This is a genomic window from Microbacterium sp., from assembly GCF_032084865.1.
In the GTDB taxonomy this organism is placed as follows: Bacteria; Actinomycetota; Actinomycetes; order Actinomycetales; family Microbacteriaceae; genus Microbacterium.
On sequence record NZ_DAMDLU010000222.1, the window covers coordinates 330 to 2,566 of the forward strand.

Below are 2,237 nucleotides of genomic sequence, written 5' to 3' on the forward strand. Positions count from 1 at the left end.
CGACGGGTACACTGCCAGTCGGCCCTGACGTACCAGCGCGCTGGCCTGATCGTTGACGCGGCGACCCTCGACAAGGGCGCGGTAGGCATCGCGCAGCCGGTCGGTCTCGGGCGCGGTGTAGTGCGGATCGTCGACACTGTCGCCGTGCGGATCGATCAGGCGCACGGGCGTGTCACGGGGGAGCAGGTCGTCTCGCATCATCCGGTTCGCCTTCCTTGCCGAACGTGGTGACCCCAGGATGCCCGCGACTCGTCAGCCGTCCAACCGATCCCGTGCATTCCCGAACGATTGTTCACTTATGCCGCATGCTGGTGCCAGACTGTCAGCATCTACTGACGGAACGGACGGTGCTCGATGGCCGAGCTCGATGCCACAGATCACGCGATCCTCGCCGAGCTGCGCCGCGACGCCCGGGCGTCGATGACGCACATCGCCGACAGCGTGCACATCTCCCGCGCCGGGGTGCACGCGCGCATCAAGCGGCTCACCGAGCAGGGCGTGATCGCCGGCTACACGGTGCGCACCGATCCCGTGCAGCTCGGGCACCATGCATCCGCCTACGTCATGCTCGCGATCGAGCAGGCGAGCTGGCAGGAGGTGCAGGCGCGGCTGCGCGCGATCCCCGAGGTCGAGCACATGGCTCTCGTCGGCGGCGACTTCGACGTGATCCTTCTCGTGCGAGCGAGCGATGCCCGCGACCTGCGGCGTGTCGTGCTGGAGGACATCCAGGCGATCCCGTCGATCCGCTCGACCCGCACGACGCTGATCTTCGAGGACTTCACCCGGGAGTGAGCGCTCAGCCGATCGTGAGCCGCAAGCCGTCCGCGTCGGCGGTCACGCTGACGCGGGTCAGGTCGTCGACGGCGTGCGTCGCCCCGAACGCCGCGGCGTGCGCACCGACGCCGATCACCCGCATCCCCGCCGCCAGCCCCGCCTGCACGCCGGCCTCGGAGTCCTCGAACACGACGCAGTCGGCCGGGTCGACTCCCAGCTGCGCGGCCGCCGCCAGGAAACCCTCGGGGTGCGGCTTCGAATCGGTCACGCTCTCCGCCGTGATCGCGAGAGCGGGCACGGTGAGACCGGCAGCCTGCATCCGGGCCGTCATCAGCGGCACGTTCGCCGAGGTGACGATCGCGTGCGGCAGCTCGCGCAGCGCGGCGAGGAACGCCGCAGCACCGGCGATCTCGACCACACCGTCGACATCGCCGCTCTCGCGCGCGAGCATCTCCTGATTCTCGACGAGGTTGATGGCGTGATCGCGCTCGGGAAGCAGCAGCGCCATGCTCTGATGACCCTGCCGGCCGTGCACGGTCTGCAGCACGACATCCGGGTCGATTCCGTGCGGCTCCGCCCACTCCAGCCACAGCCGCTCGACGACCGCGGTCGAGTCGACGAGGGTGCCGTCCATGTCGAGCAGGACGGCGCGGGCGTGCAGGATCGTGGGCATGTGCCCAGCGTAAGCCGAGTCAGCGGCGCCAGATCGCCGGTCGCGGCATCGGACCCGCCAGATCCTGCAGACTCGCGGCGAGCGAGATGATGGCCGCCTCACCGCCGGGCCGGCCGATCAGCTGCACGCTGACCGGATGCCCCGACGCGTCGGTGGTGACCGGGACGACGATCGCGGGAAGACCCGCCACATTGACGAAGCTGCTGTACGGCGCATAGCGGACCTGTTGCGAGAACCCGCGCACCGGGTCGTCGCGGTCGAACCAGCCGACGGGCTGCGGCGGCAGGGCCAGCGCGGGGGTGAGCACCGCGTCGAACGGATCGAACGCGGCGATCGTCTCCTGCTCGAAGGCGGATGCCGCAGCGAGCGCCTGCAGCACCTCGGCGCCGGTCAGCCGGCGCCCCTCGCGCACGAGCCCGGCGGTGATCGGCTCGACGAGCTCCAGCTCCGCATCCGTGAGGTCCATCCGGCAGCACTCGTGCGCCAGAGCGTCGTGAACAGCTGCGCGTAGCCGTGGGGACTCCAGGCGAATCCGTCGACGCCGTGGCCGGCATCCGAGAGCAGCGCCGAAGCGACCTCGACAGCGCGAGCGGCGTCGGCATCGAGGCGGATGTCGTCGGCGTCGTCCCACGGCGACACCGTGGTCACCCCGATCCGGGCAGGAGACGACGGCGTCGTGGCGGCGGTCAGGAACGGCCCGGAGCCGGGGGCCCGCGTCGCGAAGCGATGCGGCCGGCCGGCGCACTGCACGTCGAGCAGCAGCGCGGCATCCGCGACCGAGCGCGCGAGT

Annotated in this window: 3 protein-coding genes and 2 pseudogenes; 1 reads left to right on the top strand and 4 read right to left on the bottom strand. The window is 70.8% G+C overall.

The genetic code is table 11. The features are described 5' to 3' along the window. A pseudogene (locus tag RT309_RS14685) lies at positions 1 to 201 on the bottom strand (pyruvate dehydrogenase (acetyl-transferring) E1 component subunit alpha); the annotation flags it as partial. Between the two features lie 153 nt (positions 202 to 354). On the opposite strand from RT309_RS14685, the gene RT309_RS14690 reads away from it, so the two are divergent. Next, complete coding sequence (locus RT309_RS14690; RefSeq protein ID WP_313358228.1) at positions 355 to 792, top strand: Lrp/AsnC family transcriptional regulator; 438 nt, start codon at positions 355 to 357, stop codon at positions 790 to 792. 4 nt (positions 793 to 796) lie between these two features. On the opposite strand, the gene RT309_RS14695 is transcribed toward RT309_RS14690, so the two are convergent. The 3 genes and pseudogenes from RT309_RS14695 to RT309_RS14705 form a co-directional block, all read right to left on the bottom strand. Next, positions 797 to 1,447 (bottom strand): HAD-IA family hydrolase, encoded by a 651-nt coding sequence (locus tag RT309_RS14695; RefSeq protein ID WP_313358229.1) that lies wholly within the window; start codon positions 1,445 to 1,447, stop codon positions 797 to 799. Positions 1,448 to 1,466: 19 nt separating this feature from the next. Continuing rightward, positions 1,467 to 1,913 carry an amidase family protein gene (locus tag RT309_RS14700; protein ID WP_313358231.1) on the bottom strand — a complete coding sequence of 149 codons (447 nt, stop codon included), beginning with the start codon at positions 1,911 to 1,913 and terminating at the stop codon, positions 1,467 to 1,469. Next, positions 1,838 to 2,237: pseudogene (locus tag RT309_RS14705) on the bottom strand (hypothetical protein); the annotation flags it as partial. The gene RT309_RS14700 and the pseudogene RT309_RS14705, both read right to left, overlap by 76 nt.

Bases quoted from the DNA above. Each gene is read 5' to 3' on its own strand.
- RT309_RS14695 (WP_313358229.1), bottom strand. From the start codon at position 1,447: ATGCCCACGATCCTGCACGCCCGCGCCGTCCTGCTCGACATGGACGGC.
- RT309_RS14700 (WP_313358231.1), bottom strand. From the start codon at position 1,913: ATGGACCTCACGGATGCGGAGCTGGAGCTCGTCGAGCCGATCACCGCC.
- RT309_RS14690 (WP_313358228.1), top strand. From the start codon at position 355: ATGGCCGAGCTCGATGCCACAGATCACGCGATCCTCGCCGAGCTGCGC.